The 2824-nt window shown below is 64.1% G+C and carries 4 protein-coding genes; 2 read left to right on the top strand and 2 right to left on the bottom strand.

Annotation, left to right across the window (positions count from 1 at the left end; genetic code table 11):
• A partial coding sequence (locus EN893_RS38280; RefSeq protein WP_164901145.1) for a hypothetical protein occupies positions 1-191 on the top strand: 191 nt, incomplete at its 5' end.
• Between the two features lie 23 nt (positions 192-214).
• On the opposite strand, the gene EN893_RS27230 is transcribed toward EN893_RS38280, so the two are convergent.
• Entirely contained in the window at positions 215-652 is a 438-nt protein-coding gene (locus EN893_RS27230; RefSeq protein WP_128361919.1) for a MarR family winged helix-turn-helix transcriptional regulator, read from the bottom strand.
• Positions 653-809: 157 nt separating this feature from the next.
• Here EN893_RS27230 and EN893_RS27225 point away from each other — a divergent pair, with 157 nt between their 5' ends.
• Entirely contained in the window at positions 810-2612 is a 1803-nt protein-coding gene (locus tag EN893_RS27225) for a chloride channel protein (RefSeq protein ID WP_127372249.1), read from the top strand.
• Here the strand turns inward: EN893_RS27225 and EN893_RS27220 are convergent.
• Positions 2609-2824, bottom strand: a 216-nt coding sequence (locus tag EN893_RS27220; RefSeq protein ID WP_128361918.1) for a ribbon-helix-helix domain-containing protein, incomplete at its 5' end; no start/stop codon positions are given. The two genes, EN893_RS27225 and EN893_RS27220, sit on opposite strands and share 4 nt — an antisense overlap.

Below are 2824 nucleotides of genomic sequence, written 5' to 3'. Positions count from 1 at the left end.
AGACAGAGGCGGAAGAGGCGGTGCGCATCGCGGCGCAGGAAAAGGCAAGGCTTGAGGCCGAACGCAAGGCCGCGCAGCAGCCTCCGAAAGTGGAGCGTGCGCCGCTGCCGGAAGCCAACGACAATCCGCCGCCGGCCAAGCCGAAGTCCAATCCGTTCACGATCGACAATCTGCTGAAGTCACTGCAGTAGGCTGAGCTTTCTGGGCGATACGACTACCCTCCATCTCGATCGAGCAGACGCCGCAGCATCGGTTCGATACGCGACAGTTCGTCGAGATGCACCGCCGACAGTTCGGCCAGGCAATCGTCGGCGCGCTCGGTCAGCTGCAGCAGCACGCGGCGGTGGTCGTCCTTATCCTGATCCCTTGTACCCAGCCCCGCCTCGCCGAGGCGGTTGACCAGCTCGACGGCGCTGTGGTGGCGGATGCGCAGGCGCTCGGCGAGGTCGCCAACCGTCACCGGGCCGCCGCCGGGGAATCCCTTGATCGCCAGCAGCGCCTGATGCTGGCGCGGGGTCAGGCCGGCGTCTTCCGCCTGGACCTGGCTGAATTCGAGGAAGCGGCGGATCAGATAGCGAAACTCCGACAGTCGCTGGTAATCGGCCTGGCTGATGGCGGGGCGTGGTTTTTGTGGCTGCGACATATCAGACATGTGTTCGTTTTCCGGCGAAAGCTCAAACGGATTTCGGGCGAAACCGGCTTGAATATTTATATCGTGTTACGATACATAGCCACCGACAAGCCCGGCTGGCCGCTTCGACCGTGCCGCATATCCACATTCGGCCCGCCGCCAGGAAGCAAAGCCCGCCATGAAGACCCCTCACTCGAACCCGGAGCATCTGCGTGATTTCACCACGGACGCCAGGGTGCTGCTCGTCGCGGCCATTGCCGTGGTGGTGGCGACAGCCGGACTGGTTGCCGGCATCGCGCTTTTGAAGCTGATCCGGCTGGCCACCAACATCGCCTATTTCGGCCAGTTCTCGCTTGCCGACCTGAAGCTTGAGGACACACCGCTTGGGCTTGCCGCCGTCATCGTCCCGGTGATCGGTGCGCTGATCATCGGCCTGATGGCGCGCTTCGGCAGCGAGAAGATCCGCGGCCATGGCATTCCCGAGGCCATCGAGGCGATCCTGCTCGGGCGCTCAAAACTCGACGCCAAGGTGGCGATCCTGAAGCCGCTGTCGTCGGCGATCTCGATCGGCTCCGGCGGGCCGTTCGGCGCCGAAGGCCCGATCATCATGACTGGCGGCGCCATCGGCTCGCTGATCGCGCAGATGCTGCCGGTCAGCGACAACGAGCGCAAGACACTGCTGGTGGCTGGTGCGGCAGCGGGCATGACTACGGTTTTTGGAACACCGATTGCAGCCATCATGCTGGCGGTCGAACTGCTGCTTTTCGAATGGACCCCGCGCAGCTTCATCCCGGTGGCGGTGGCGGCTGTTATCGCCGAGGTCGAGCGCACCATGCTGCATCTGCCCGGGCCGATCTTTCCGTTTCAGGGCGGCATGGAGGTATCCTTTGTCGGCCTTGCCGGCTGGGTGGCGATCGGCGTTTGTGCAGGACTTTTGTCGGGACTGCTGACGCAGATGGTCTATGCCTGCGAGGACGGTTTTCAGAAGCTGCCGATCCACTGGATGTGGTGGCCGATGCTTGGCGGCCTGGTGGTCGGCATAGGCGGGCTGATCGAACCGCACGCGCTCGGTGTCGGCTATGACAACATCACCGACATGCTGGATGGCCGCACCGTCGCGACAGCGGCCCTTCTGCTGCTGGTGGTCAAGGCGATCATCTGGTCGGCAGCGCTCGGCTCGGGAACGTCGGGAGGTGTGCTGGCGCCGCTGTTGATCATGGGTGGGGCTATGGGCGCTGTGCTCGCCGGCGTTCTGCCTGCCGCGGATCCCGGTTTCTGGGCGCTGCTGGCAATGGCCGCCACGATGGGCGGCACGATGCGTGCGCCGCTGACCGCCACGTTCTTCGCCGTCGAACTGACCGGCAACACACATATGCTGGTGCCGCTGATTGCTGCCTGCGCCGCGGCGCACGCCGTCACCGTGCTTCTGATGAAGCGGTCGATCCTGACCGAAAAGATCGCCAGAAGGGGACATCATCTGGTTCGCGAATACCGCGTCGACCCTTTCGCCCTGACCAGGGTGCGCGAGGTGATGACCCCACAGGTCGAAAGCGTGCCGGCGACGATGACGCTGCATGGCGCTGCGGCATTCCTGACAGCGCCGGAAACACGGCATCCGAGTTTCCCGGTGGTCGATGAGCACGGCCATGTGCTGGGCCTCATCGATCCGCCGGCGATATTGCGCTGGAGACGCGCCGGCACGCACCGCACCACCACGCTTGGCGAACTGCTGGCCGGCAGCAAGGTGACGCTGGCCTATCCGGACGAATATCTCGAAGGCCTCTCCGACAAGCTGCTGACGGCCAACGTCTCTCATCTGCCCGTCGTCACTCGCGAAGGCTCTTTGCTGGTCGGCTATGTCGGCTGGAAGGATTTGATGCGCGTGCGGTCCAGGAAACAGGCCGAGGAGCGCGAACGTTCGACCTTGCTTGGCTTCGGCACCAGACGCAGGAAGAAGGAAGCGGCGGTCGAGGGCCTCTAGAAATCCGTTCCGCGCTTCGCCCACTCCAGGACATGGAGCCTCAACGCAGAGGACAGGTTGGTGTCGCGGGGCCTTGTCACGTCGACTTCGGCGACAAGCGCGGCAAGCGTCAGCTTTCTGGTCGCCGCGATCGCGACGAGGTCGTCATAGAAGGGTTTTTCGAGCGAGTAGCTGGTGCGGTGGCCGCGAATGGTCACCGAACGCTTTTCGAC

The sequence above is a fragment of the Mesorhizobium sp. M7A.F.Ca.CA.004.04.2.1 genome (genome assembly GCF_004022825.1).
Taxonomy (GTDB): domain Bacteria; phylum Pseudomonadota; class Alphaproteobacteria; order Rhizobiales; family Rhizobiaceae; genus Mesorhizobium.
The sequence above is the reverse complement of the archived record's forward strand: the minus strand, read 5'-3'. Positions and strand labels throughout refer to the sequence as shown.

What these genes read in the sequence shown, in the direction of transcription:
- EN893_RS27230 (WP_128361919.1), bottom strand. Translation starts at nt 652, where the DNA reads ATGTCTGATATGTCGCAGCCACAAAAACCACGCCCCGCCATCAGCCAG.
- EN893_RS27225 (WP_127372249.1), top strand. Translation starts at nt 810, where the DNA reads ATGAAGACCCCTCACTCGAACCCGGAGCATCTGCGTGATTTCACCACG.